A 26,878-nucleotide genomic window follows, 5' to 3' on the forward strand; every position below is an offset into this window, starting at 1 on the left:
TCGTAGGAGTTTATAATGAGCATTGAGACTCAAAGTACACAGTTAATCAATAACCAATGGCATGCTGGCCTAGGTCATGACTTTAATTCAATTAACCCTAGTAATGGTCAGATAATCTGGCAAGGCAAAACGGCAAGTAAAGAGCAAGTTGATGCTGCAGTAAAGTCAGCGCGTCTGGCACAATTAGCATGGGCTGAATCATCAATTGAAAATAGAATTACAATTCTTGAAAACTTCGTTGCTCAACTAAAAAAACACAGCGAAGAGTTTGCTACCATAATTGCAAGCGAGACAGGGAAACCACTTTGGGAATCGCGCACTGAAGTTGGCGCAATGGCAGGTAAAGTTGCTATTTCTATCAATGCACATAACGAACGTACGGGTACCACAGAAAACTCAATGCCAGGTGCCAAAGCATTTATTCGTCATAAACCACATGGCGTAGTCGCTATTTTTGGCCCATATAATTTTCCTGGCCATTTACCAAACGGCCATATTGTTCCAGCCATTTTAGCTGGCAATACGGTGGTATTTAAACCCTCAGAGCTGACGCCTTTAGTCGCGCAATACACGCTCTGTTTATGGTTAAAAGCAGGTTTGCCAGCAGGTGTCATTAACCTTGTCCAAGGTGAAGTGCAAACAGGTATAGCACTTGCGAGCCATCAAGATACTGACGGTTTATTTTTTACTGGTAGTTCAAACACAGGCCATTTATTGCATAAACAATTTGCAGGTCACCCTGGCAAGATTTTAGCATTAGAAATGGGTGGCAATAACCCCCTTATCATTAAAGGTGTAGCTGATGTAAGTGCCGCAGTCCATGACATCATTCAATCAGGGTTTATTACTTCTGGCCAGCGCTGCACCTGCGCGCGTCGTGTGTTTATTGAAAACACACCAAATGGCGATGCCATTTTAGAAAAACTGATCACCGCCACTAAACAAATTAATGTAGCGGATAGTTTTAGTGAAGATCAACCCTTTATGGGCGCTATGATCAGCGAAAAAGCAGCGTTAGGTATGGTGGCCGCTCAGCAGCAGCTATTATCGATGGGTGCCAAGTCACTCGTTACACTTGCTCATTTAAAGTCAGGAACAGGATTTGTAAGCCCAGGTATTATTGATGTAACCAACGTGGCTGATATCCCTGATGAAGAACACTTTGGACCATTAATTAAAGTTTACCGTTATAACGATTTTGACAGTGCTATTAGTGAAGCGAACAATACGTCATTTGGTTTATCTGCTGGTCTATTAAGTGATTCACGTGATGACTATGATCATTTTTTAAAGCGTATTCGCGCTGGAATTGTTAACTGGAACCGCCCAATTACAGGTGCATCCAGTGCGGCACCTTTTGGTGGTATTGGTGCCAGCGGTAACCACAGAGCAAGCGCCTATTATGCAGCAGATTACTGCTCATATCCTGTTGCATCAGTTGAAGCATCACAGGTTAATCTACCTACAACCCTTGCGCCGGGCTTAATCATCGAATAATCAGCCTGTGGCGTAACGGCCACAGTAACCAAATTAAGGAATTAAAAATGCACACAAATGTAAATACTCTTTTTGACAACTTATGGCAAAACTACCTTGCAGTCACTCCTTCAGCTGTAAAAGTACATGAATTACTTGGATCAACGCAAAAAGATGATGTGATCAATGATCATATTGCGCTTCGTACCTTTAACCATGAAAAAATTGGGCTTGAAAAACTAGCAGCTCATTTTCTAGCGGTAGGTTACAAAGAATGCGGTGAATACCACTTCGAAGCTAAAAAACTATACGCCAAACATTATGAACACACTGATCCAAAACAGCCAAAAGTATTTATCTCTGAGCTGCTAGTAGAAAAGTGCTCCACTGAATTGCAAAATATCGTCAACGAGATGGTTGCAAACATCGACGAAAGCGTTGTTACCGGCGATAATTTTTTATATTCGGGTACTCATTGGCAAGTTGACGCTGATACCTACAAGGCATTATTAGCTGAGAGTGAATACGCAGCATGGATGTCAGCATGGGGTTACCGTGCAAACCACTTTACCGTAAACATCAATGAGCTTGCCAAGTTTGATAACATTGAAGATGTAAACCAAGCACTTAAAGACGCAGGTTTTGCACTTAATACCTCAGGCGGGGAAATAAAAGGTTCACCTGCTGTACTATTAGAGCAATCATCAACGCTTGCTGATGACTTTGAGGTTGAATTTAGTGACACAAAAATGAGCGTTCCGAGTTGTTTTTATGAGTTTGCTATTCGTTATGCTAAGCCTAATGGTGAGCTTTATACCGGCTTTGTTGCCGCCTCAGCAGATAAAATATTTGAAAGTACTAACGCGCGTTAATAAAATAATGCGGCTTGCTAAATTATTTACATAAAAGCTGAACTAAGGCCCTACAATTTTTGTAAGGCCTTTTTGTAATACATACTAATTAGTTAAGTTGTTCAATTATTTAACCGATTGATGTAATAAATTCATCACAAAAATAGCGGTTTATAATCATTCTCTAATTGTTCAAATGACAGGTTACCTATAAAACGGCCAAAACTAAGCCACGTTGCCAAACCTCTTAAATCTTTAAAGTGCGGTGGCACAAACTTAGGTGATTCTATTACGCCTAAATCATGCAACTGGGAAATCAATCTAAAGTCATCTATCGAAATTTTACCGACTAACAATAATGGTAATTGATCAATACGACCAAGCTGTATTGCTACACGTATTAAATTATAAACCAGTACAAACCCTTTTATATATGCGATGTCTTTTGTAAAGGGTAATCCTGTCGCTGTACTGCCTCTAAATACGCGTTGTGCCAGGGTATAGCTTTCATCCTTGCTTAAACCTTGCGCAACGTAATCTCGATAAATATCAACAAACTCAGCGCCATCAATCACCTTAGTCACCGCTTGAATGCGGTTTACTAGCTTCGCTAAACGACGCGGTGTTGATTTAAGCGTGATGATCTCAGTTAAAACAGCAAGCCCTTCTTGGGTCACGGTAGAGCTGGGTGTCCCTTTGCTTAAACATGTTAAATAAGGCTGAGCTAAGCCATTTTGTGTGGTGCCAACATGGATCCACCCTTCATGAACTTCTAAAATATCTAGCTCACGTTGTGAAAACTTCACGTCTTGATTCAGCTTAATATTGTTAGCGCCCGCAGCGGCGTCACTGACGATCCCATCGCTAATCATCACCTCAACATCGATACCTGGCATGCTTAATTTCACTTGCTCAGCAAGAATTTTAACCGCTTCATCGGCATCAATATTCTTAGGGTCATCAGGTAAAATGTCCGCAGAAAGTAAGTTTTTAAGAGGCAACTCGAGCATATTTGCAAGCTCTGATAATGATGGCTCCCCCGCATGAAATAAATCTTTTGGATGCCCAAATAACTCGACAGATAAGTCATGGAACTCAGGTGTGCCTCTGTATTCAAGCATACTCAGTACTGTTTTATATTCAGTACACATTTTGCTCATGTATTGCGCTATCGGGTTTAATTGCCCGAGCTGGCTGATAATATTACGATTTAAATCAGAAAATGCTTGACGTAAATCACTCGGGACAAAGCCTAAATCACGTTGTTGGTAATAGGCTCTATCTACGAGCGGATTCTTTTGACACTTTTGTCTGAAAAACTCTTCTTTTACGCTTTTATCCCAATTAATGGCATCTAAAATACGTATCGGTGTTTGCAGCGCGATTAATCGATCTGATAACTCCCGAGTTTTAAGTAATAACGCCTTATCTATCATGCTCTAAGCTCAGTGGGGTATGAGCCTTGAGCATAGGATAGTTTTTCGTATATTCAAAGCAAATTATTACTGCTTTAGCATATTAATTGGGCTTGAAAAGTCAGTAACTCGCTGTATTACTTTAGCGTCTTTATAGAGTAATAAAGTAGGAACTTGACTCACTTCATTGGAAATAAATAAGTCATTCCCATGATCTATATAAAGTGGATGAAGCACTTTAAATTTTTCTACGTACTCAGCCACAGCGGCTTCATCCGTCCATAGTTGACTCACTCTCGCCTCTGTATCTATTCCCTGCGCCGTTAAGGCATTTATTTGCTCTTGTGCTGCAATACAGTTTTTTGCCATCTTTGGGCGAGTATCCGCTAAATACCAGTCGCACCAAGTCGCTGTATATAAAACGGCTTTTAAGCCTTTGTCTGGAATGGTGAGAGTAAGCGCTACTTTTTGACTCTCTTTATCCAATAAGCGTGGCTTTTCAACAACACCATCATGAGATAGTAATCGTAGTGTGTTATCAAGTGCTTTGTCAGCATCATGCCCTTGAAAAATCACTCTCCCCGTTTTATCCAGTAATACATGAAAAGGCGTACCTCTAAACTCATAGTGTTTCGCGACTTTAGCGGTATCATCAGTCATAATCGGCATTGTTAAATTAAAGCGTTTTTTAACAGCCTCCACAGCACTCGGATCATCATTGAGGTCGATATTAATTGCTATCGTATCAACTGACTCCCCATATTGTTCATATGCATGCTGAAAATGCGGCATTTGTTCCATACACGGTTTACACCACGTAGCCCAGAATTTTAGATACACAGGTTTTTTACCTATAATTTGGTTTAGTTCAAAGAGTTCGCCCTGTTGGTTTTTTAAAGTCAGGCTTGATTCATTTGCCTGTGTAGTTGCACTGCCTAAACATAAAAATAACCATAACGCTGTAACGTATATATATTTCATCTTTGTCATCCCTAAAATAAAAACACTTTAGCATAGCAACTTAAGAGCTAACTTGTAATTTTGCGACATTTTCAGTGACTTTAATTCGATGGTTTAAACTAAATGTTATGCCCATACGTAGTGATTAATAGATCAACAAATAATTTGGAGTAGCAATGAAAAATGACATTGATGGCAAACAAGTACTTGCGGTATATGAGCGAATTATTCAACGTGGTGAGATTACTGAAGAAGGCAAATACTATATGGGGTTAACAGCGTTTTCTGATATTGATGGGTACACGGTTTATTTAAAAGGCAGTGGTGTAACGCTGAGATTTGGGTTTCACAATACTTACCATCTTGATTATGAGCACGACAAGCATAAAGATGACTTTCTTAAAAAAATCATTAACATCTTTAATGAGGAATAATTGTGTACCCAACTCGTCCTCGCCGTAAGCGTCGTACAGAAAATAAAAATGGTAGCGCATTTATAAATAATGTAATTGAACGTTTGCGTGAAGATCCGAGCAAGTTAGATATTATCCGAAAAAACTTGGATGAATATCGCCAGCAACGTTTTCTCAAACGTGGTTTTTTATTAGCTATCGAAAGATTTGATTGGGTATTTGAGGCCTCAAATAATGTTGATGATATATGTGAGCAGATATTAGCTGATGACTATATAGGCAACAGATTACGTCGTTACCCTTTGTTATTTAAAGGTGTTCGCTAACATTAGGGGTAATTTAACGTACTAAGTAAGTAAGTCACCGTTTATAGGTGATACTAAACGTAAAAAATGATAGATTGCGGCAATTTTAAAATTTTGAGAACCAGCTATGTCAAAAGTTGTCGACACTGCGAATTCAACACCGCCTGAAAAACAATCGGGGTTATTTAACCGATTTTTAGCAACCGTTGAGTTTATGGGGAATATGTTACCCCACCCTATCACCTTATTTGCGATGTTTTGTGTAGCCATCGTTGTTTTTAGTGGCATCGCCGACTGGTTTGGCTTAAGTGCGATTGATCCGCGTCCAATTGGATCTGCAGGGCGTGATCCTGATGGTGTTATTGAAGTGGTCAGTTTACTAAGTGCTGAAGGTTTACAACGCATAGTGACCGGGTTAGTAACTAATTTTACAAGCTTTGCCCCTTTAGGGACTGTGCTTGTGGCCTTACTTGGTGTAAGTGTTGCTGAGCATTCAGGGCTTTTATCTGCTGCAATGCGCGGCATGGTTATGGGTGCTTCAAAACGTTTAGTTACTTTTATGGTAGTTTTTGCGGCTATTTTATCCAACACCGCATCAGAGCTTGGTTACGTTGTTTTAATTCCGCTCGCTGCAATGATATTTCACAGCTTAGGCCGTCACCCTTTAGCGGGCCTTGCTGCCGCTTTTGCCGGTGTTTCCGGTGGTTACAGTGCCAACTTATTATTAGGAACAATTGATCCGTTACTTGCAGGTATCACCACACCAGCTGCACAAATGATCGATCCTACTTATCAAGTTGGCGCAGAAGCTAACTGGTATTTCATGATGATTTCGGTTTTACTTATCGCAGTTCTAGGTACCTTAGTCACCGAAAAAATTGTTGAACCACGCCTTGGTAAATACAACCCTGACGATGCAAGTGCAGATTTAGAGCAAAATAATATTCAAGGTTTAACAGCTGTTGAAAAGTCAGGCTTAAAATGGGCAGGGTTTTCTTTATTAGTTGTATCACTATTATTAGCGTGGACTATTGTGCCTGCTGATGGCATTTTGCGTAATCCAGAAACGGGTCTAGTAACACAATCACCATTTTTAAAAGGGATTGTCGTATTTATATTTGTTACTTTTGGTATACCTGGGTTTGTGTATGGTCGTGTTGTCGGCACCATGAAAAATGATAAAGATGTCATTGATGCTATGAGCAAAAGCATGAGTTCAATGGGCATGTACATTGTATTGGTATTCTTTGCAGCACAATTCGTCGCATTTTTTAAATGGACAAATTTAGGCACTATTTTAGCAATCAATGGCGCTGCTATGTTACAAGCGCTTAATCTGACTGGCCCCGAGGTATTCGTACTCTTTATTTTTATGTGTGCTTTAGTTAATTTAAGTTTAGGCTCTTCATCGGCGCAATGGGCCGTTACCGCCCCTATTTTTGTACCAATGCTTATGTTAATTGGTTATGCACCAGAGACAATTCAAGCCGCGTACCGTATTGGTGACTCAGTTACTAATTTAATCACACCAATGATGAGTTACTTTGGACTCATACTCGCGGTAGCCACTAAGTATAAAAAAGACATGGGAATTGGTACACTCGTCGCTACGATGCTGCCATATAGCATGATATTCTTTGTTGGTTGGGTCGCCTTGTTCTATCTGTGGGTCTTTGTTCTAGGCTTACCTGTTGGGCCTGACTCACCCATTTATTATACTCCTTAATAATATTTTAATAATGTCAGCACCCGCTGGCATTATTACATTTATACCTACCAAATGAGGCCTCAACTATGAAAGCACTTTTTCTCATCTTATTTACTTGCTGTTTATTAAGTACACCTTGCATAGCAGAACAAAAAAATCCTCAAGTAATTGAGTTAATAAAGCTAAACAATTTCGCTAACCCTCAAGAAAATATTTATACCTCAGGGCAGCCGACACAAGCACAGCTTTCGCAACTTGCTGACAAAGGGGTAAAGCATATTATAAACCTACGCGGTAAAAATGAAACCCAGTGGGATGAAGAAGATGTTGTAAATACACTTGGTTTGCAATACGCGGCATTACCAATAACTTCAAAGGCTGATATAAATGTTACAAACGCTATTTTATTACAGAAATTGCTAAATGAAACATCATCTGAGGCAACTTTAGTGCATTGTGCCAGCAGCAATCGTGTCGGTGCCCTTGTTGCTGTATACCATGCAACTGAGCTTAAACTGCCCATTGAGCAAGCAATAGCAATCGGTAAGCAATGGGGTTTAAAAAGTTTAGAATCGGTTGTCACAGATGAAGTTACCCGCTATCAAAACACGCTAATACAAAAATAATAAACGGAGGGTAATAATTAGTTGTTTTAATTATAAATCTCGATTGTTAAACTCACCCCAACTTACTTAAATGGATTTAAAAATGAAAAAAATTCTACTTTTACTTGCTCTATTTTGTTCCTCTGCTCAAGCAATTGAATTTCAAAAATACCCTATTCTTTTAGAGTCATCCAGTGGCGAACATGTAACGATCATTGAAAGCCGAGATAAGTCTCAGGCTTTAATTAAAGTGGTCGGTGTTAATAGCCCAATTGATGAAGTCGTTTTTTTAACAGACTTAAAACCTCACGGCAGTATTGAAGCTTATAAATACACTTTTGATGGTGAACAACGCGCTTTAATCACAAAAGGAAAAAGCTATAGCTGTTGCAACTACACGCTATATTTGCCGAATACACGACAAGGTATTTACTTATCCGAACTAAAAGATAAACGCTCAACAGCTATTTCTGAAGATGTATATGCGCAATATCAGGCACAACAAGAACAAGGTATACAACTAAAATTGGCTAAGTTTGATCGTGACAATAGTATTAAACAATCACAAATAGCATTAACGGCTGCAACCAAAGAACTTAATAAGCTTTGCGGTAAAAACATTACAACAACAGTCAATTGGCAAGAACTTGATGATAAAATACTGCAGACCTACGCTGTCGGTGCTTATTGCGCTCAAATTGCAACAAGCTTGGCGCAACAATGTAAAAAACAACCTGCATTTAAAGCGAAAGCACAGCGGTTTGGACAAATTTCATGTGAGTTTGCTGATGAATTAAAGCTACGCCACACCGATACGTTAATTCAATTTAAAACAGCACCAAAAGCCCCAAATCAGGCTCAGTTTGTTGAAGCATATTTACGTAATTTATAAGTTTATTCCCCAGTTTAAAAACTGGGGAAAGCTTACAATTTTTTTGAAGCGTCTGCTAAAGAGAGTTTCCCAAACATAATTTCCAGCATTAAGTTTATTCGCTCAGCTGCATCACCAAACTTGCCTGTATGCAATGTACTTGGGGCTTCATAAGATACTTTTGAGACTCTTTGACCTTTATAAAAAGCCTCAATTTCTGCTCGACTTAAAAATAGTGCAAGATCCCAATTCCAGTAGCCAACATATTCTATCGTTAGCTCTTCAGGGTTGTGCTCGACACCTTCTTGTTTAACAACATAGTTAATTTTATTTGTATCCATCCAGCCTTCAATTGCACTTTGAAATCCATCACGTGTTTCTTTATCATTAATTACAAGTACTTTAGGGTTCTGTGCGAGTACCTCAACCGGTAAAGGATCACCCGAAAACTTAGGACTAACACACCCTGTCAATATTAAAGCCATAAAAATGACTATTGGAAATATTACATTTTTCATTCTTGATCTCTATAAATTTAAAGCTGCCATGCATAGCTAAGCTTTGTAAAAAACGTACGTTGATTTCGCTCTAAACTTTTCAGTGAATCATTTTGATAACCTTTATCAGAATACCCTAAGTAAAACAGTGTTTGAGCGTTGATCTTGTAGGAATAAATTAGCTGGTTACCTAACTCTCGATTCGTCTGATTGACAGCAAAATAATAGGCCTCTTTATTACGGTCAATATCTTCGAATTGCATAACCAATTTAAGCATAGAGCGCATATTAAATTTATAATAAATACGTAGATCAGTTTGGTTTGCGGTATAAATACGCTCGCCATTTTGAGCATTCAAACGACTATAGCTATGCTCTAATTGCACTTGCCAATGGTCATTAATATCCCAAGTAAACTCAGGTTCAATGGCCAGTAACTCACCTAGCTGCTCATTGCTATAATCTATTTTACTGCCAAATTCACTGTATAATGTTAAACGAATGTCATTAGTTGGATTAAACCCACCGTACACAAAACCAATGTTTTGGTTATAAAACTCATCATAATAATTTTCATTTCGGTGGGTTAAACCAAATTGTAAAAATGACTGTAACTGTCCATTTAATTCAACAACTGCTTCATATTCTTCTTCAAGTAAGCGGCCATCAAGTGCCCATGATTTATCCCAATCAGCTTCATATGAATATTCTGTTATGATGTTATCAGCATCGAGATACCAGGTTTGACCGCCCCCTAGATTTACTTTTTTGTAATCAACTTTTGCTTGGTAACCTAAATCAGTACGGTAATCTTCACCCACGTGCTCGTAACTTGCATATAACTCATAATCACGTTTTTCTCGTGTAAATTCAATTTTATAGGCTTGATCTGATTGATCTTGCTTTAAATTATATTTATCAACAAGGTAAGTCGAATTCTTCGTGTCTGCGGTAGCAACTTGGTACATTAAACTATCGGTTTGGTTAAACCAGTAACTACCATCAAGAGACAATACCGTATTATGATAATCAGCTGATTCACGATGGGTAGTCATTACGCCAATGGTACCTTGTTCGCCTATATCATATTGATAACGCCCTACTGAGGCTTTTGATTTACCCCCTAAGTTAGCAAAACCTGAACCTTGATTTGTTGGTAATAACACACTGGTATTTTCATCATCAGCATACATAAAACCATAGCTATGGTTATTGGTTTTGCCTGTTATTTTTGCGCCAATTTCAGGCTCTGCAATAGTACGGGTATAAAGTAATTCAAATAGACTACTCTTAAAATAAGATGCGCCATCTAAAAAGAAGGGGCGCTTTTCAGCAACATAAATTGAATAGGTGGTGTTTACATCCAGCTCTAACTCATCCGCTTCCACTTGTGAAAAATCAGGGTTAATTGTTGCATTGATCACCGCATCTTGCGTGACCCCCCAGCGTAAATCTAAACCTGCTTCAGTCTCAATATCCCCGTCATTCCAGTCACCTGGGACTGACTCTTTAACATCATGGCGAAGTGCGGTAAATGTTGGTGTTACTTGAATGTTTTTACTGGGTTCCATGGCATTAAAACCAGTGATTTTGTCAAATTGGCAAAAGCTGCATTTAGTATCACGGTCAAATCCGACGTTCGACATTTGGTACGTCACGTCACGTGGATAATTTCGCCACGCAGCAAAGCTCCATGTCATATCTGCTTTATTTTTTGGAAATCGTAATGCAGTAAATGGAATTCGCATTTCTACCACATAACCTTGCTCGGTAATTTGACCGGCACTATCCCAAATTGCATTCCAAGATGGGTCTTCACTCCAGCCATCTGTATCAGTCATACGCATATCTGCTTGGGCACCCAGCGGATTTACATAAAACTCATAGCCTGTACGTTCATCATTGAATGTATCAATCATTATTGCGACATTATCGTCAGACCATAAAGTATCTCGGTCTCTTAATGCTGCACGTATTTGACTCGGATCATTATCGTATGCAATAAAACCAACATATAGATAGCTGCCATCTTCATACAAATATGCATCGGTTTTTACCGGAGGTGTGCCTTTTTCGTTGGGTTCATTTTGATACTGCAGAGCAACTAATGTAGCTTGCTGCCAATGGGGTTCATTTAATTGTCCATCAAGATCGATACTTTGCTCAATATGGGCCAAATTAAATTGTTGCTTTTCTGCTACGCTAAAAAAGCTACTTAATGTCAGTACGACAAAGAATACCTGTGTATTTATTGATTTTAGAAGCTGCATAAACATCCGTTTAGAATCAGATTACTCATCAGGAGTAAATTAACCTAGAAAGTTTAATTCAAGCAGGGTCATTTGTTAATAGTTAAATTAAATAAATGTTATTAATAATTAATAAATTGGAGGTGAAATAGAATTTAAATTAACTTTCGATTAATTTTAGTTTGTTTGCAACGCCATTCCAGGTGTCTGCATCATCTGGTGCGGGTTTAACTTCAGTTATTCTCGGCCACACAAGTGCAAGTTCAGCATTGAGTTCCGTAAAATCTTTTTGCGATTCGGGTAATTCATCTTCTTGATATATTGCTTCAGCAGGACACTCAGGTACACATAAACCACAATCTATACAATCAATTGGACTAATTGCTAAAAAGTTAGGCCCCTCATAAAACGCATCCGCAGGGCATACTGATACACAGTCCGTGTATTTACATTTAATGCAGTTTTCAGTGACTACAAATGCCATATTCTTACTATGCCTATATTTACTCAACAACAGCGCTGGATCATACCCAACGCTTGAAAAAATACAATAAATAATCACTGCCATCGCAGCTTAAATTAACGTAAAATACGCGCCATTGTGAGCGGTTCGCCAAAGTGACTGCTAAGACACCTAATAGAGATTAAATATGATACGTTTAACAGAAATAAAACTGCCTCTTGAGCATAGCGAAGACGCAATTGAACAAGCTATTATTACCAAGCTTGCCATTAATGCAGATCAACTTCACAGTTTTAACGTCTTTAAACGTGGTTACGACGCACGAAAAAAAACCGCAATCTTACTCATTTATACCCTTGATATTGTCGTTGATAATGAAGAGCAGCTACTCGACAAGTTTGCAAAAGATCAACACGTTAAAGTCGCACCTGATACCAGCTATAAGTTTGTAGGTAAGGCACCTTCCACAATCCAAGAGCGTCCTGTTGTTATTGGTTTTGGGCCTTGTGGTTTATTTGCAGGCTTGATATTGGCACAAATGGGCTTCAAACCTATTATATTAGAACGCGGTAAAGAAGTACGCGAACGCACAAAAGATACATTTGGTTTTTGGCGTAAACGTACTTTAAATACGGAGTCAAATGTACAATTTGGTGAAGGCGGCGCAGGTACATTCTCTGATGGCAAACTATATAGCCAAGTAAAAGATCCAAAGCATTATGGTCGAAAAGTAATTACTGAATTTGTAACAGCAGGTGCACCAGAGGAAATTTTGTACGTAAGCAAACCTCATATCGGTACCTTTAAACTCGTTACCATGATTGAAAAAATGCGTGCAAGCATTGAAGCGCTTGGCGGTGAAATTCGTTTTAGCACCCGTGTCGATGATATTTTACTAGAAGACGGTCAAGTTACCGGTCTTAAACTTTCATCAGGCGAGCAACTCAATACTCGTCATGTTGTGCTTGCTGTGGGTCACAGTGCCCGTGATACTTTTCAAATGGTGCATGACAAAGGTATTTACGTTGAAGCAAAACCATTTTCTGTTGGCTTTAGAATTGAGCATAAGCAATCAATGATTGATGAATGCCGTTTTGGTACGAATGCGGGCAATCCAATTCTTGGTTCAGCTGATTATAAACTTGTACATCATTGCGACAATGGCCGGACTGTTTACAGCTTTTGTATGTGCCCGGGTGGAACTGTGGTTGCTGCAACATCAGAGAAAGGTCGCGTTGTTACCAATGGCATGAGCCAATATTCACGTAGTGAACGCAATGCAAACAGCGCTATCGTTGTGGGCATTTCCCCCGATGAAGATTTCCCAGGGCACCCACTAGCTGGCATTGATTTGCAGCGCAAACTCGAAGAACAAGCATACGAGTTAGGTGGCAGTAATTATGACGCACCTGCACAATTAATTGGTGACTTCTTAAAAGGGAAAGACTCAAGTACATTAGGAGATGTTAAACCTTCGTATACTCCAGGCATTAAGCTAACTGATTTAGCAAAAGTGCTACCACGTTTTGCAATTGACGCCATCCGTGAAGCAATCCCTGCATTTAACAAGCAAATTCGTGGTTTTTCCACTAATGATGGATTATTGACGGGTGTTGAAACACGCACTTCATCACCTATTTGCATCAAACGGGATAAGAGTATGCAAAGCATTAATACCCTAGGCTTATATCCTGCCGGTGAGGGTGCGGGCTACGCAGGTGGTATTCTTTCCGCAGGTATTGATGGGATAAAAGCAGCCGAAGCTTTAGCATTATCAATGATTGAGAAAAACACATAACCAAGTTTTTGGCTTAATTTGATGTAAGCCCCACAAGTTGGGGCTTTTTTATGCCCATATTTTAAGTAATACCAATCGTGTTAAGTTACTGACCAATTATAGCGACAGATAAATGGAGTGATAACAAGGCATAAATTTTGACATGGTGTTGTTCTCGGCAATTGCTCCTGCATTGCTCTACCTCCTGCATCCATGCAGTCGTACATGAAAATTTATAACGCAGTTAGCGCTTTATTTAGCTCGCTAGGATGGTTAAATATTTAAGTCGATTGGTATAAGAGTAACAAAAAAGCCTGAGTAAACTCAGGCTTTATCACTTTGTGTACTTTTAATATTACTTTTTCAAAGCAAGCTTTTCGCCTTTAAGGCTTTTACGTACACCTGAAATACGCGAACGGTTTTTTGCACGAGCTTCACCCGTTGCTTGACCAGAGACTTTATTACTGCGCGAACGACGTAAATGAGACGGTTTTTTACCAATTTTATCAATTAGTACTTCACGGTTACTTACTTTATAACCTGGTAAGTATTCACGCTCAATTTTTTGACCTATTAGGGTTTCAATTTCGAATAAAGTATTTTCTTCTTCACGGCTTACAAACGAAATTGCTTCACCTTGATTACCAGCACGGCCAGTACGGCCAATGCGATGTACGTAATCTTCTGCAAGCCATGGTAAATCAATATTAATCACACGCGGTAAACCATCGATGTCGATACCTCGCGCGGCCACTTCAGTTGCTACGAGCACGCGAACTTTACCCGCTTTAAAATCACTTAATGCGCGACGACGATTACCTTGCGTCTTATCACCATGACATACAGCCGCAGGAATACCATCAAGATTAAGTTCTTTGACTAACTCGTCAGCTGTGTCTTTCATATTTACAAACACAAGCACTTGCTGCCAGTTCTTTTTCCCAACAAGTTCAGATAGTAATTCTTGCTTACGGCGCTCTTCTACTGGGTAAACAACGTGATGTACAGTTGCTGCAGTGCTGTTTGTTTGATCAACGCGCACAATTTCCGCTTGCTTTAACACTTTACTTGCAAACTGCTTAATTGCCGCTGGGAATGTAGCCGAAAATAATAATATTTGGCGCTCATCAGCACAGGCATTGATCACGGTTTGCATATCACCAATAAAGCCCATATCAAGCATACGGTCAGCTTCATCAAGAACTAAATGCTTAACCTGAGCAAGGCTCAAGTTACCAAGGCGAATATGATCAAGTAAACGACCCGGAGTAGCAACTACGACATCTACCCCCTCTTTTAGACCATTCGCTTGACCTGCTATGTTAACACCGCCGAAAAGGCAAACGGTTTTAAGAGCAGTATACTTAGCAAAATCTTTAAAATTATTGGCTATTTGCTCTGCAAGCTCACGAGTAGGAGCTAATACTAATGCACGCGGTGCATTTGTTGGCGTATGCTCAACTTCAGATAATTTTTGAATAATAGGTAGAGCAAATGCAGCTGTTTTACCTGTGCCTGTTTGGGCACTGGCTAAAACATCTTTGCCTTTACGCACTGCTGGAATAGCATTACGTTGAATGGGCGTAAGGGTGTGATAGTTAAGTTCATCTAACGCCTGAAGAAGTTCAGGGGCAAAACTAAAAGATTTAAAATTCATGCTGTATAACCTGCGGCCACATTATCAAGGGTCGCAAATTATACAGCAATTTGAAGTAAGCAGTTAGTTATAACTTAACTAAAGTGCCTTTTAATGCCACACCGGCCATAATTGTGCCCGCGCCGCATTCATATTCAGTGCTACTAATGAATTTACGTTTTTTATAATACGACTGAATATTAACAACCGCATTCATCCCCTCTTTCACAGCACGTTGCTGTAGTGCTTTTAGCGCACTAAGCATCACCCATTCGCATGCTTCAGCATCAGATTTACCAAATGCATTGGTTTTTTTATTACTGATCACTTCACCGTATTTACTGCTTTCTTTGCTGTAGCTTTGATCTGCAAAATACAATGGAATATCTAATAAAGCATCCTTTGCTTTACTGCTTTCTAGCAGTTGTTGAATTGGGTATTTAGTTATATCGTCACGCGCTTCAACAGCTGTTGTTATTAAAGTAGTCGCCAATAACAGAGCGCTATAAACTATTTTCATCTTTATTTTCCTTGTTGAGTATAAAATTTCCATGCAACACCAAAACCAACTGATACATTACTATCTTGTTTAATTAAAGGACTACGTTGCTGTTTACTATCTGCTAAGTGGTGATATTTCACAAATCCACCCAGCCAATATTTTTTAGTATCAAAATTTACCCCTAAAGATAAATCTGTACCTGAATATCCTGAACCAACGGTAAATTCACTGCGATCTATACGGCTATTTAACGCTGATATACCATAGAAATAATTTAAATAACGACTATCAGCGAAATTTACATTCGCTCGGATAGTGGTGGTTATTTCATAATTATCACCCGTTAACAAAAGGGTTTCAAAATAAACACTCGGCCCATACCGCCACCCAGCATTTGTCAGTGAACTAAAATCCGTCGCCATTGCTTTACGAGTAAATAAACCAACATATAACTGTTCTTCAGCTTTAGGTGACCCTAGTAAGTAGTAATTTAATGAAGGACCGAGTTCAAAAACCCAATCAAGGTCTTCCATCCCTTCTCGTGCCTGGTTATCTTTACTATCAACCGCTAAACTAACCCCTGCTGAAATATCTAAATGCAATTTATCATGTTGCCATAAATACCCAGTTAGGTTATTACGATCTAAATCTAACTCATCACTTTGATAACGGATATAGGGCACTGGCAATATATATTGCTCACTTTGATCTGAGCCTAAATAATGGGGGATATCAGCCGCAAAAACGCCACCACCAATTTCCAGCTTAGAAGCGGATAAAACAGCACCACTAAATAGAGTAAACAATAATAGTAGCCAGCGCATTTTATTCACCTTTAAAACGCTTAAAAATAAGTGATGTATTAATCCCACCAAATGCAAAGTTATTACTCATTACATAATTAGTGTGTATCTCACGACCTTGCTCAGTGATGTAATCAAGCGGGGCACATTCACTGTCAATCTCTGTTAAATTGATCGTTGGGGCAAACCAATTATCGCTCATCATATTAATACTTGCCCACGCTTCAATCGCGCCGCATGCACCTAAAGTATGCCCCAAGTAACTTTTAAGCGAGCTAATTGGTTTTGTACCTAAAGCATTAAAAGTTGCATGAGATTCTGCAATATCACCTCGATCAGTTGATGTTCCATGGGCACTTACATAACCAATTTCATCCGCAGATAAATCAGCATCCTGTAACGCCATTTCAATCGCTAATTGCATTGTAGATGCAGTCGGCTGAGTGACATGCTGACCGTCAGAGTTACAACCAAAGCCAACTATTTCAGCTAAAATTGTCGCACCACGCGCTTTTGCATGTTCATATTCTTCTAAAATAAGCGTAGACGCGCCTTCACCTATAACTAACCCATCACGGTTTTTATCAAACGGACGCGGTGTCATTTTGGGTGTGTCATTTTGCGTGCTGGTAGCATAAAGTGTATCAAATACAGCAGCTTCAGTAACACATAGTTCCTCAGCACCACCAGCAACCATTAGCTTTTGGCGACCAAACTTGATTGCTTCATAGGCATAACCGATGCCTTGTGAGCCAGAGGTACACGCTGAACTAGTAGTAATAACACGTCCTTTAAGGCCAAAAAACACCCCTACATTTACAGGAGCCGTATGCGCCATCATTTGAATATAACTGGTTGCCGTTACACCATTCATAGAGCCAGTTTCCATCATCCGACCAAATGACACCAGCGGTTCAGTTGAGCCGATTGACGAACCATACGATACACCGGTTGAGCCATCAGTAAGCGAGGGGTGTTCTAATAATTTAGCTTGTTCAAGTGCACGTTCTGTCGCAACGGTCGACATCAACGATACTCGTCCCATCGAACGTACTTTTTTACGTGAATAATGTGCAGGGCGACTAAAATTTTCAACTGGGGCAGCGAGATTAGTATTCAAACCATCTATGTATTCCCAGCTTTTCATCTGCTTAACGGCATTTTCGCCTTTTACTAAAGCAGCCTTAAACTCATCCCAGTTATCACCAAGCGCAGTGATTGACGCCATACCTGTTACTACTACACGTTTCATTACGCCATTCCACCATTAACTTGAAGTACCTGACGAGTAATATAACTTGCTCCATCAGACATTAAAAATGCAACAGCTGCTGCAACTTCATCAGCGCTTCCCATGCGGTTCGCTGGGATCATTTTAGTCATTTCTGCAATTGGAAGGTCATCAGTCATACCCGTATCAATTAAACCAGGCGCGACACAATTTACGGTAATTTTACGTTTTGCTAATTCAACTGCCAACGCTTTTGATGCACCAATCACGCCCGCTTTTGATGCACTATAATTGACTTGCCCACGATTGCCTGCAACACCAGAGACTGATGACATAGCAACAATACGGCCACCTTTACGGGTGCGGACCATTGGCATAACCAGTGGATGAAGCACATTATAAAAACCATCTAGGTTAGTGTGGATAACACTGTCCCATTCATCATCAGTCATTGCTGGAAAGGCCGTATCCGCAGTAATGCCTGCATTACAGACTACACCATAAAAAGCACCATGTTGCTCAACATAATCATCAAGTACCGCTTTTGCAATCGCTCTATCGGCTACATCGAATTGCAGAATATCAACATTAACACCTAATGCGCTGATCTCAATTTTTACTTGCTCCGCTGCCTCTATGCCTGAACGACAATGTAAGCTAATATCAAAGCCATCTTTGGCCAGTTGCAAAGCCACCGCTTTACCAATACCTTTACTTGAACCTGTGACTAATACACGTCGTGACATTACAGTTGCTCCGCTAAAAATTGTTCTGGATTTTCAGGTTGAAAAACATTTATTTTGGCATCAACTAAAATGCTATTGCCTTCTCGAATCACACATTCAAACGCGCTTAAACCATTGGGTTCGCTATAAAGTTTTGTGACATCAATTGTAAGCTTACTGCCTAGTTTAAAACCATTACAATGTATTTTATATTTGCGACTACTCACTAAAAAGCCTATCGCGACTATCGCACCACTATCTATTTGATTGGCATTAGCATATGCGGCAATCGATTGCGCCATATATTCAATACCAACATGACTTGGCACTGTTTGTGATTGTGGATTATAAAAATTACTGTCTGGGGTAATCGTTACCGAGCAACGACCACTCTCTTCGTCGTAGCTATCTAAGCTATCAATTAAAATCATCGGTGCGGTGTGCGGTAATACATCTTCAATTTGGTGAACGGTCATAACTATAATCCGATTAATACACTAACGTTATTGCCGCCAAACGCAAAAGAGTTTGACAAGCACGTGGTTATTTTAGTTGGGTGTTGAGTTCCTACTGCAACAAGGTTGATTGCGGGTAAACTCTCATCTTGTTGGCCATCCCATATATGAGGTGCATAATCAGAACCACCTATTAATAGCCAACATAGCCCAACTTCAGTTGCACCTGCTGCGCCTAATGTATGACCAATCATTCCTTTTGAAGAACTGCATGGCGTATTTTTACCAAACACTGTCGCTACAGCAATGGCTTCCATTTCATCATTTTTTGGTGTTGCTGTACCGTGTAAGTTGACATAATCAACATCACCCGCTTGATAAGATGCAGCATTAAGTGCAGCGGTCATCGCCGCCGCCGCGCCCTCCCCTTGTGGGTGCGGCGCTGACATATGATGCGCATCACTTGACTCACCTACACCTAATAATTTTACTCGCCCTTGTTTTTGTACGATGCACAACGCCGCAGCTTCACCTAAATTAATACCATCGCGGTTACGGCTCGATGGATTAGATACACCCGCAGAAGTTGATGCTAAAGCAGAAAAACCGTTGACGGTCATACCGCATAAGCTGTCAACACCACCAACAATAGCGGCATCCGCGAGGCCTGATGCAATCATTTCTTGAGCTGTCGCAAAGGCCTTTGCACTTGAAGAGCACGCCGTTGAAAGGGTTAACGCGATACCTTGCAATCCCAGTTCACTACAAATGAACTGTGCCAGGTTATCCATTTCCTGCTGCTGATAATGATATTCGCTTGGGAATTCTCCCTGCGCGTGACGAGCTTTCATTGCCTGCTCACCTTGAGCAATCCCTGAAGTACTCGTACCTACAATAACGGCAATACGCTGGGCGCCATATTGCTGTTTAAGCTCTGCAATTGGATCTGCGAGTTGCGCGATGGCAAGTGCTGCTAATTGGTTATTACGGGTTTGAAACTCGATCGCCCTATCATTCAATGTTGGTAACTCACCTTGCACGGCCCCAACAAAAATAGGGCCTTCGTTTAACAAAGTATCATTACTAACAATTCCTGACTGATTGCCAGCTAATAAGTTACGCTTGATACTTTGATTATCTCGCCCTAAGGCATTGATCATGGCGTAATGACTGATAAATAGCGGTTGCTGCATATTAATATTCTTCTAATCTTTCTATTTTTAAGCGGTACTTTTGCTCAAACTCAATTAACTGAGTCAGAGCACCAGTATACGTTATTTCACGAACCAAGATTTCATTGCGATAGAACCGGCGCGTTACTTGACCATCAACAGTGAGCTCAACGACTCTACAGTGCTCATTTATTGATTGTTCAAGTGAAGTTAATGGCCAAAATGCACTTTGCATATCGTAAATAATTTTTTTGCCATCAAGATCAATTTCTAAAGTATTGCTCGTTATTAATTGCTGAGTATGCGTATCAAACTGTAACTGTGTAAGCGGCACTCCCTCAAAACTTAAAGCAGCAACACTGATCATTGGTTTAACAAACTCTGTAGATACCAACATCGACTGTTCAACTACGCCTGAGAACTCAAATTTCTCTAACCACCCGCCATTATTAAGTTCCGTAGGGACTGGCATTAGCTCAAACATCGCCGTATTTTGCACTGGTGTATACGCCATTTGACACGCACTTAATAACCATATTACTGAGGTTATAAGTACTATTTTCAAATGATTATTAACCTGTATTTTTAACACTCGCATTTAAACGACAGCAGTGTCTTGTGCTGCATTATCTGGCTCACATATTTGTTCTAAAATACGTAAACCCCGTGCAGTATTTTTAACGAATGGGTTTGTTTTATCCCATGCATAACCGGCTAAAATTGAGCAAATCATGGCTTTGACATCAGGTTGCCCATCCGCGAAAAAAATCACAGACTGTAAACTGGTGTCATACCACGAATTTACAAAATACTTAAATACCGTGATCCCTTCACGCAGCGGCACTTCATATTCATTTTGCCAATCAACGTCTTCGCCTTGTAATTGCTTTACGACTAATTCACTCGCTTGTACCGCAGAACGAAGTGCAATTGTTACACCAGATGAAAAGACCGGGTCCAAAAACTCGCCAGCATTTCCTAGCAATGCAAACTTATCACCATGTAAATGCTTTACGTTCGCGGAGTAGCCACCAATAGTGCGCACTTGAGCAATAATTTCAGCATCGGCTAACAATGTTGATAAGTTATCGTCTTCATGGATGAAGTTAAGTAAAGTTTGCTCAAGGCTTTGATCTGGTTTTTCTATTTGCGCTGTTTCACCTACAACACCCACACTGACAGTACTATCACCAAATGGGATCAACCAATACCATATATCAGGGATCTCAGGATGGACGGTGATCAATATTTTATTGCGGTCAAACTTAGGGCAATCAATGTTATCTTTAAAATGAGTAAAGATTGCTTTTCGTGGTGACAGTTCGCTTGGCTCTTCTAGATCAAGTAAACGAGGAAGCACACGGCCAAAACCACTGCCATCTAAAGTGAAGCGAGCGGTTATTTTGCTCTGCTGTTGTGTTTTTAAATCAACAACATCAAGACAAGTCCCACTATCATCTGCAGTAAAGTTCGTTACATTTTGCCCAAAACGAATGGTTGCGCCTTGCTTTATTGCTTCTTCTGCGAGCAAATTATCAAATTCAGCTCGCTTAACTTGATAAGTCGTGCCTGGGCCTTCACTAAATTTTTCTTCAAAATTAAAGTTAGTGTGGTGACCACTGCGATAAAAGGCAGCCCCATTTTTAAATTGAAAGCCAAGTTTATCTGCATTATCAAGTAACGCGTCAAGCATATTAGCTTGGCGTAAATAATCCATCGATTGAGGTAATAAGCTTTCACCAATAGAGAAACGAGGAAATTCATCTCGTTCAATTAAACACACACTCAAACCATGTTGCATTAATAAACATGCGGCAACTGTCCCCGATGGGCCAGCACCTATGATAGTTACATCAAAATCTGTCGATGTCATTAAATATTCCTTTTCGAAACAAGAGCAAGACGCGGAGAAATAGTAAACACTACCACCACGCCTATAAATACTGTAAAACCAAACTGACTAACAGCTGGCGTTGAACTAACGATTAAAATTGCAAAGACCAGCAGTGAACTCAGTGCTGATATAAGCGTGGTCAAAGTGATTTTTTCACAATGACCATGCTCCGCATAAAATACACAATAATCTAAGCCTAAGGCGAGGATCAGTATCCCTGCTACATAATTAAACACACTTAAACTACCAAAAAACAAGGCACTCATAGCTAACGCAATTATCATTGCTATTACTGGTCGGCTCACCGCTGTAATGGCATTAATAAAGCCATAGCGTAGCCAAAAAACCAACATTGCAGCAATCAGAGCTAATGCGTAAATAAGAATTAAATGATGCCTAAACTGCCCTATTTGCTTACCTACGGCTGATACTTTATCAACAAAAACAACATCGCTGTAGTTATTTAATATACGGTCAATTTCTTTAGAGTCATTAATGCCTTTGAGCTTAATAACACTGTAAAATCGACCATTAATTTGTAGCCATTGGTCATTAAATAAAGCTGCAACTTGGCTTTTTTGCCATGTCGTAAAATCCAATTGTTTATAATCACTCGGTGTACTACCAACGACTAGCCCAAGCACCGTATTGAGCTGCTCGAATAAGCCTGACTGCTGTGCATTTTTTACTAATTGCTGTGATTGTATTTGCGTAGCAATCGAAGGTAGCCACTGGCTAATACTAGCGTAAGCACTCAACACTCCTTGTTGTTGTAATTGAGTAAGTGGCTCTATCAATTGCTCAGAGCGTTGCAGTGTTTGTTCAGGTGTATCACCTGCAATTAAAATATAGGGGCTATCCCACTGCGCATTTAATATTGTTGTGATTTGCTGTTGCTGTGATATTAAATCAGCTGAGCTTTGATAAAACGTACGCGGATCGTCCACGTTTTCGACCAGACTTAGTCCCCCAAGTAGCAGGACTAATAAAGCGATTTGCCAACGCCCATTTACACGTTTTTTTACCAGAATCTTCTGCCAACAATTTAACCGTGTAATAAAGCCTGGGATAGCGGTTGGTTTTTTTACTATAAAACCGGCCAAACTCGGATAGACAAGTAATACCGTAAGTAATGCTCCCAATAAACCGGCCATAGTAAACACGGCAATTTGTTGAAATAAGCTCAATGGGGTAAAAACTAAAATTAAGTAACCTGCGGTCGTGGTAATAAAACCAAGTAATAACGAGCTGCGAATACTTAATAATGGGTTGCTGCGATTTAATTTGCTAAAGCGTAATTCACTTAAAGCATGAAAACTGTAATCCGCAGCAATACCAATTAAAGTGACCGCAAACACTAACGTCAATATATTCACTTCAGTGAAAAATAAGCGCAATGCACTATAGCCGTATAACATACTGACTGAAATCACAAATAGCGTACACAAAACACTCAATGCGCTACGATAGATTGCTAAAATCAATAGCAAGGTTGCAATAATGGAAATGCCGCCAAACACCTTCATCTCAGTTTGAGCACTGTTACTGGCATTAGCAGTAAAAAAAGCAGCACCCGTCGCAAGATAGTGAACACCAGTTGTATGCTCTTTGTTTTGCTGCTTTAGTTCTGCAATTTTTGTCGCTATGTCATTTGCAATATTTAGATCTAAGCCAGTCCCCGCACTCACAAAATTAACTAGTACATAATAAATAGATGCGCCAGCTTGGTTCGTCTGTTGGGCAATCAAATAGCCCTGATCATTTTTAAGTCCCGTCGTGGGCAAATTTTGTTGATTAAAAAAATCAGCTAAACTCAAACTTGGATCAATTTCAAGGGTCGAGGCAACCCAAGGGGATCCCATTTCATTTAGTAAACTAAATTGATACGTGAAGACATCATCGGCACTGCCACTGCTGAGCACATTTTTATAAGCATTACTTACAAACGCATGTTGATAAGGGATGTAGTCTTTTACTATCGAGTCGAGCTGGGGTAATGATCCAAATCTAAGATTGACAGTAATGCCATTAATTGTACGAAGTGATGCAGCTGCTTGCTCTGCATATTCAATTGCGTTATCACGCTTCTCATGAGCAACGAGTAACACGTGCTGACGTAAATGCTGTTGCTCAATTCGCTCACTGACCACGCGAATATCGTCACTTTGCTCAACTGTAAAAATCTGATTAATATCTGCAACAACAGAAAATGACTTAAACAAGCACAAATAGATTAAGCCCGCGATAAGAAGCAGTAACTGTATTAGCCAAAGTACTAACTTTGTACGAGAACTTATCGATTTAATGGGTGAGTTTGACGGCATTCATGTCACCTTCGGTAAGCTCCTTGCTTGTGATCTGCATGCTAATGTGAGTTTCATTTTTCTGCTGATCAGTGATCACAATACGTCGATGATTCTCATCCGCCGAACATAACTCTACCACTGCAAATAAAAGAGCCACATCATCAAGCTTAGGTATTAACTTATAGCACTGTTCAATCGCTGTTATTTTCCAATCATGTTCGTCAATTTCACCACTGAGTAATTTTGCAAGCAAACGATTGAGCTGTTTGTCTTTAGTAACTGTTTGATATGCTTTCTCAGTGTTTAAACGGCGATAAATACCACTGGGCAATAATAACATCTCACTGCTCACAGGGTCTATTGTGTGCCAATAAACATGTTGTTCATAAATAACAAATTCACCTTGTGATTTAATTGCTCGCTTCAAAAATGTAAAATGCTTCGCTTGACTAAATTGCCCCTTGCCCTGCTTTACTTCAAAGTTACTAAAGTCGTTAGCAAGTGTGTGTCCGCTCAGTAACAAAGCACATAACAAGAGGCATTGCGTAAGTTTACCCAACATAAGTAAGCACTTTATCAGTCAGGGCTGCAGGGGATTCAAATTGCAGCTCTTGGGTTTCTATATCAACTGCAACTTGGATTGTATACGCTTTATTGAGTATCTTATTCGTATCTAAACATTCTATGCGGTAATCTATTTTGATCCGCGTTTCAAATTCCATCAAATCGGCATGGATACGAATATGTGAGCCAAACTTAGCCGATGCAACATACTTTAACCGCATATCAACAATCGGCCACATATAGCCTGACTCTTCCATCGCAATGTAGTTGTAACCTATTTTATCGAGTAATACACAGCGTGCATCCTCAATATATTTTACATAGTTTCCGTGCCAAACAATGCGCATAGGATCAACATCATAAAACGGCACAACCATGTCTAGATAAGCACTGACTATTGCGTAGGATTTTTTCATAATTAACCTTTAGCTGTTGGATACAAAGCCCAGCGTTGCGTCTGAATATACTCAATCGTTTGACGAAGTAACTTATCAGTTGGACGATCTTCTTCTAGTAAATCACAAAAACTAGCTACATCATCAATCATTGTGGTGATCTCTGGATTAAGTGCTGCGGCATCTATTTCGTTATTTAAAATGCGAATGCGCACACCTTGTACGGCAGCCAGTAATGTTGCGGCTAATACTTGCTCTGTTAGTTGTAAAATACGTAAGCAATCACGCGCTGCAATTGTCCCCATACTTACTTTATCTTGATTGTGACACTCAGTAGAACGAGAAAATACACTCGCAGGCATTGTTAACTTAAGTGCTTCAGCAGTCCATGCAGAACAACCAATTTGTATTGCTTTAAAACCATGGTTGATAAAGCGGCGTTCGCTAGATGCTGCACTCAAATTAGACGGTAAACCGTGGTTCATTTTCACATCAACTAACGTTGCTATTTGACGATCCGCTAAATCAGCTAAGTTTGCTACGCAATTTTTCATTGAGTCCATTGCCATCGCAATGTGACCACCATAAAAATGACCGCCATGCAGCACATGCTCTCCAATACCATCGATGATAGGATTGTCATTGGCGCTATTTAGTTCATTTTCGATCATGCTGCGTAACCACGGCAGGCTATCTTCAAGCACGCCTATTACATGTGGTGCACAGCGAATTGAGTAACGATCTTGTAATCGATGCGAGTTACGTGGATGCTCAACATGGTTTAAATCATGTTGGATACGACTTGCAACATTTTGTTGACCTGGGTGAGGCTTAACACTAAATAAGATATCATCAAAATGATTACTGTTGCCTTTAAGTGCAATGCTTGATAAGGCAGTAATACGCGTCATTAAGCGGCTAGCGTACTCACTGCGGTCATATGCTTGACATGCAAGTGCGGTCATAACAGCCGTACCATTCATGATTGCCAAGCCTTCTTTAGGACGCAGTGTAATTGCTTTTAAGCCTTCAGCAGCAAATGCCTCCAACGAATTAACAACTTGATCTTTATAGTAAGTATCACGCTCACCTATTAAGCTGCCTGCAACATATGACAGTGGTGTTAAATCGCCGCTTGCGCCTACAGAACCTTCTTGTGGGATCACAGGTATAATATCTCGGTTGATCATTTCAACCAGTAATTTTAGTAAATCCCAGCTAACACCTGAATACCCTTGCGATAATGACGCTAAACGCGCTGCTAAAATTAGTTTACCCTGCTCAGGTGTAAAAAAGTCACCTAGCCCACAACCATGAAAGCGTGTTAAATGCATTGGTAATTCATGCACTAACGACAATGGGATCTCCACTGTGCAAGAGTCGCCATAACCGGTAGTTACACCATAAATATGGCCTTCTTCAGCAAGTAATTTGTCTAAAAAGGCCACTGCAGAATCAATTTTTTCTGCAAAATGGCTATCACCTGAAAGCGCCACGGCACGATCACCTTTAACAACACTAATAATATCTTCAATTGTTAAACGGCCTGCGCCAAATAATAGGTTGTTTGATTTATTATTTTCCATTTACTTCATTCTCCAGATA

Annotated in this window: 26 protein-coding genes; 8 read left to right on the plus strand and 18 right to left on the minus strand. The window is 39.9% G+C overall.

Annotated elements, in window-relative coordinates:
* The first annotated feature begins 15 nt into the window (after positions 1-15).
* The gene (gene astD / locus HH219_RS08845) at positions 16-1,497 is read left to right on the plus strand and encodes a succinylglutamate-semialdehyde dehydrogenase (RefSeq protein WP_169327199.1); all 1,482 of its coding nucleotides are present in this window, start codon (positions 16-18) and stop codon (positions 1,495-1,497) included.
* A 47-nt stretch (positions 1,498-1,544) separates the two neighbouring features.
* Positions 1,545-2,348, plus strand: a complete 804-nt coding sequence (locus HH219_RS08850) for a DUF1338 domain-containing protein (RefSeq protein ID WP_169327200.1) — start codon at positions 1,545-1,547, stop codon at positions 2,346-2,348.
* A gap of 134 nt (positions 2,349-2,482) precedes the next feature.
* On the opposite strand, the gene HH219_RS08855 is transcribed toward HH219_RS08850, so the two are convergent.
* Both HH219_RS08855 and HH219_RS08860 read right to left on the minus strand, forming a co-directional pair.
* Entirely contained in the window at positions 2,483-3,763 is a 1,281-nt protein-coding gene (locus tag HH219_RS08855) for a flavohemoglobin expression-modulating QEGLA motif protein (RefSeq protein WP_054203810.1), read from the minus strand.
* A gap of 66 nt (positions 3,764-3,829) precedes the next feature.
* On the minus strand, positions 3,830-4,723 hold the full coding sequence (locus tag HH219_RS08860) for a TlpA disulfide reductase family protein (RefSeq protein WP_054454685.1): 894 nt from the start codon (positions 4,721-4,723) through the stop codon (positions 3,830-3,832).
* Positions 4,724-4,878: 155 nt separating this feature from the next.
* Between HH219_RS08860 and HH219_RS08865 the strand changes: the two genes are divergently transcribed.
* From HH219_RS08865 to HH219_RS08885, 5 genes are all read left to right on the plus strand, one after another.
* The gene (locus HH219_RS08865; protein ID WP_054203812.1) at positions 4,879-5,136 is read left to right on the plus strand and encodes a DUF3081 domain-containing protein; all 258 of its coding nucleotides are present in this window, start codon (positions 4,879-4,881) and stop codon (positions 5,134-5,136) included.
* 2 nt (positions 5,137-5,138) lie between these two features.
* Complete coding sequence (locus tag HH219_RS08870; RefSeq protein WP_169327201.1) at positions 5,139-5,441, plus strand: hypothetical protein; 303 nt, start codon at positions 5,139-5,141, stop codon at positions 5,439-5,441.
* 106 nt (positions 5,442-5,547) lie between these two features.
* Complete coding sequence (locus HH219_RS08875) at positions 5,548-7,146, plus strand: AbgT family transporter (protein WP_054203814.1); 1,599 nt, start codon at positions 5,548-5,550, stop codon at positions 7,144-7,146.
* Positions 7,147-7,214: 68 nt separating this feature from the next.
* The gene (locus tag HH219_RS08880; protein ID WP_169327202.1) at positions 7,215-7,754 is read left to right on the plus strand and encodes a sulfur transferase domain-containing protein; all 540 of its coding nucleotides are present in this window, start codon (positions 7,215-7,217) and stop codon (positions 7,752-7,754) included.
* An 82-nt stretch (positions 7,755-7,836) separates the two neighbouring features.
* Positions 7,837-8,625 (plus strand): hypothetical protein, encoded by a 789-nt coding sequence (locus HH219_RS08885; protein WP_169327203.1) that lies wholly within the window; start codon positions 7,837-7,839, stop codon positions 8,623-8,625.
* A 32-nt stretch (positions 8,626-8,657) separates the two neighbouring features.
* On the opposite strand, the gene HH219_RS08890 is transcribed toward HH219_RS08885, so the two are convergent.
* From HH219_RS08890 to fdxA, 3 genes are all read right to left on the minus strand, one after another.
* Positions 8,658-9,089, minus strand: a complete 432-nt coding sequence (locus tag HH219_RS08890; RefSeq protein WP_169327204.1) for an Sbal_3080 family lipoprotein — start codon at positions 9,087-9,089, stop codon at positions 8,658-8,660.
* Positions 9,090-9,139: 50 nt separating this feature from the next.
* Positions 9,140-11,377, minus strand: a complete 2,238-nt coding sequence (locus HH219_RS08895) for a carbohydrate binding family 9 domain-containing protein (RefSeq protein WP_169327205.1) — start codon at positions 11,375-11,377, stop codon at positions 9,140-9,142.
* A 133-nt stretch (positions 11,378-11,510) separates the two neighbouring features.
* Entirely contained in the window at positions 11,511-11,834 is a 324-nt protein-coding gene (fdxA, locus tag HH219_RS08900; protein ID WP_054203897.1) for a ferredoxin FdxA, read from the minus strand.
* Positions 11,835-12,000: 166 nt separating this feature from the next.
* Between fdxA and HH219_RS08905 the strand changes: the two genes are divergently transcribed.
* On the plus strand, positions 12,001-13,611 hold the full coding sequence (locus HH219_RS08905) for an NAD(P)/FAD-dependent oxidoreductase (RefSeq protein WP_169327206.1): 1,611 nt from the start codon (positions 12,001-12,003) through the stop codon (positions 13,609-13,611).
* Between the two features lie 334 nt (positions 13,612-13,945).
* Here HH219_RS08905 and HH219_RS08910 read toward each other — a convergent pair whose 3' ends face one another.
* The 13 genes from HH219_RS08910 to HH219_RS08970 all read right to left on the minus strand — a co-directional run bounded on the left by HH219_RS08910 (position 13,946) and on the right by HH219_RS08970 (position 26,859).
* Positions 13,946-15,247, minus strand: coding sequence for a DEAD/DEAH box helicase (locus HH219_RS08910; protein WP_054454692.1), 1,302 nt, complete (start codon positions 15,245-15,247; stop codon positions 13,946-13,948).
* Between the two features lie 67 nt (positions 15,248-15,314).
* Entirely contained in the window at positions 15,315-15,746 is a 432-nt protein-coding gene (locus tag HH219_RS08915) for an excinuclease ABC subunit A (protein ID WP_169327207.1), read from the minus strand.
* A gap of 2 nt (positions 15,747-15,748) precedes the next feature.
* Positions 15,749-16,552 (minus strand): MipA/OmpV family protein, encoded by an 804-nt coding sequence (locus HH219_RS08920; RefSeq protein WP_211842084.1) that lies wholly within the window; start codon positions 16,550-16,552, stop codon positions 15,749-15,751.
* Position 16,553: 1 nt separating this feature from the next.
* Positions 16,554-17,783 (minus strand): beta-ketoacyl-ACP synthase, encoded by a 1,230-nt coding sequence (locus HH219_RS08925; RefSeq protein WP_169327209.1) that lies wholly within the window; start codon positions 17,781-17,783, stop codon positions 16,554-16,556.
* Positions 17,783-18,508, minus strand: coding sequence for a 3-oxoacyl-ACP reductase FabG (fabG, locus tag HH219_RS08930; protein WP_169327210.1), 726 nt, complete (start codon positions 18,506-18,508; stop codon positions 17,783-17,785). Before fabG ends, HH219_RS08925 begins: the two co-directional genes overlap by 1 nt.
* Positions 18,508-18,963 carry a hotdog family protein gene (locus tag HH219_RS08935; RefSeq protein ID WP_169327211.1) on the minus strand — a complete coding sequence of 152 codons (456 nt, stop codon included), beginning with the start codon at positions 18,961-18,963 and terminating at the stop codon, positions 18,508-18,510. Before HH219_RS08935 ends, fabG begins: the two co-directional genes overlap by 1 nt.
* A 2-nt stretch (positions 18,964-18,965) precedes the next feature.
* Positions 18,966-20,135 carry a beta-ketoacyl-ACP synthase gene (locus HH219_RS08940; RefSeq protein ID WP_169327212.1) on the minus strand — a complete coding sequence of 390 codons (1,170 nt, stop codon included), beginning with the start codon at positions 20,133-20,135 and terminating at the stop codon, positions 18,966-18,968.
* Between the two features lies 1 nt (position 20,136).
* Entirely contained in the window at positions 20,137-20,628 is a 492-nt protein-coding gene (locus HH219_RS08945) for a DUF3261 domain-containing protein (protein WP_169327213.1), read from the minus strand.
* An 84-nt stretch (positions 20,629-20,712) separates the two neighbouring features.
* Positions 20,713-21,987, minus strand: a complete 1,275-nt coding sequence (locus HH219_RS08950; RefSeq protein WP_054203827.1) for an NAD(P)/FAD-dependent oxidoreductase — start codon at positions 21,985-21,987, stop codon at positions 20,713-20,715.
* Complete coding sequence (locus HH219_RS08955) at positions 21,987-24,332, minus strand: MMPL family transporter (RefSeq protein WP_169327214.1); 2,346 nt, start codon at positions 24,330-24,332, stop codon at positions 21,987-21,989. Before HH219_RS08955 ends, HH219_RS08950 begins: the two co-directional genes overlap by 1 nt.
* On the minus strand, positions 24,310-24,876 hold the full coding sequence (locus HH219_RS08960) for a hypothetical protein (protein ID WP_064435603.1): 567 nt from the start codon (positions 24,874-24,876) through the stop codon (positions 24,310-24,312). Before HH219_RS08960 ends, HH219_RS08955 begins: the two co-directional genes overlap by 23 nt.
* Positions 24,866-25,294, minus strand: a complete 429-nt coding sequence (locus HH219_RS08965) for an acyl-CoA thioesterase (protein WP_054203830.1) — start codon at positions 25,292-25,294, stop codon at positions 24,866-24,868. The genes HH219_RS08960 and HH219_RS08965 overlap by 11 nt, the downstream gene beginning before the upstream one ends.
* Positions 25,295-25,296: 2 nt before the next feature.
* Positions 25,297-26,859 (minus strand): aromatic amino acid ammonia-lyase, encoded by a 1,563-nt coding sequence (locus HH219_RS08970; protein WP_054203831.1) that lies wholly within the window; start codon positions 26,857-26,859, stop codon positions 25,297-25,299.
* Positions 26,860-26,878: the final 19 nt, after the last annotated feature.

The sequence above is a fragment of the Pseudoalteromonas sp. NEC-BIFX-2020_015 genome (assembly GCF_012952265.1).
In the GTDB taxonomy this organism is placed as follows: domain Bacteria; phylum Pseudomonadota; class Gammaproteobacteria; order Enterobacterales; family Alteromonadaceae; genus Pseudoalteromonas; species Pseudoalteromonas neustonica.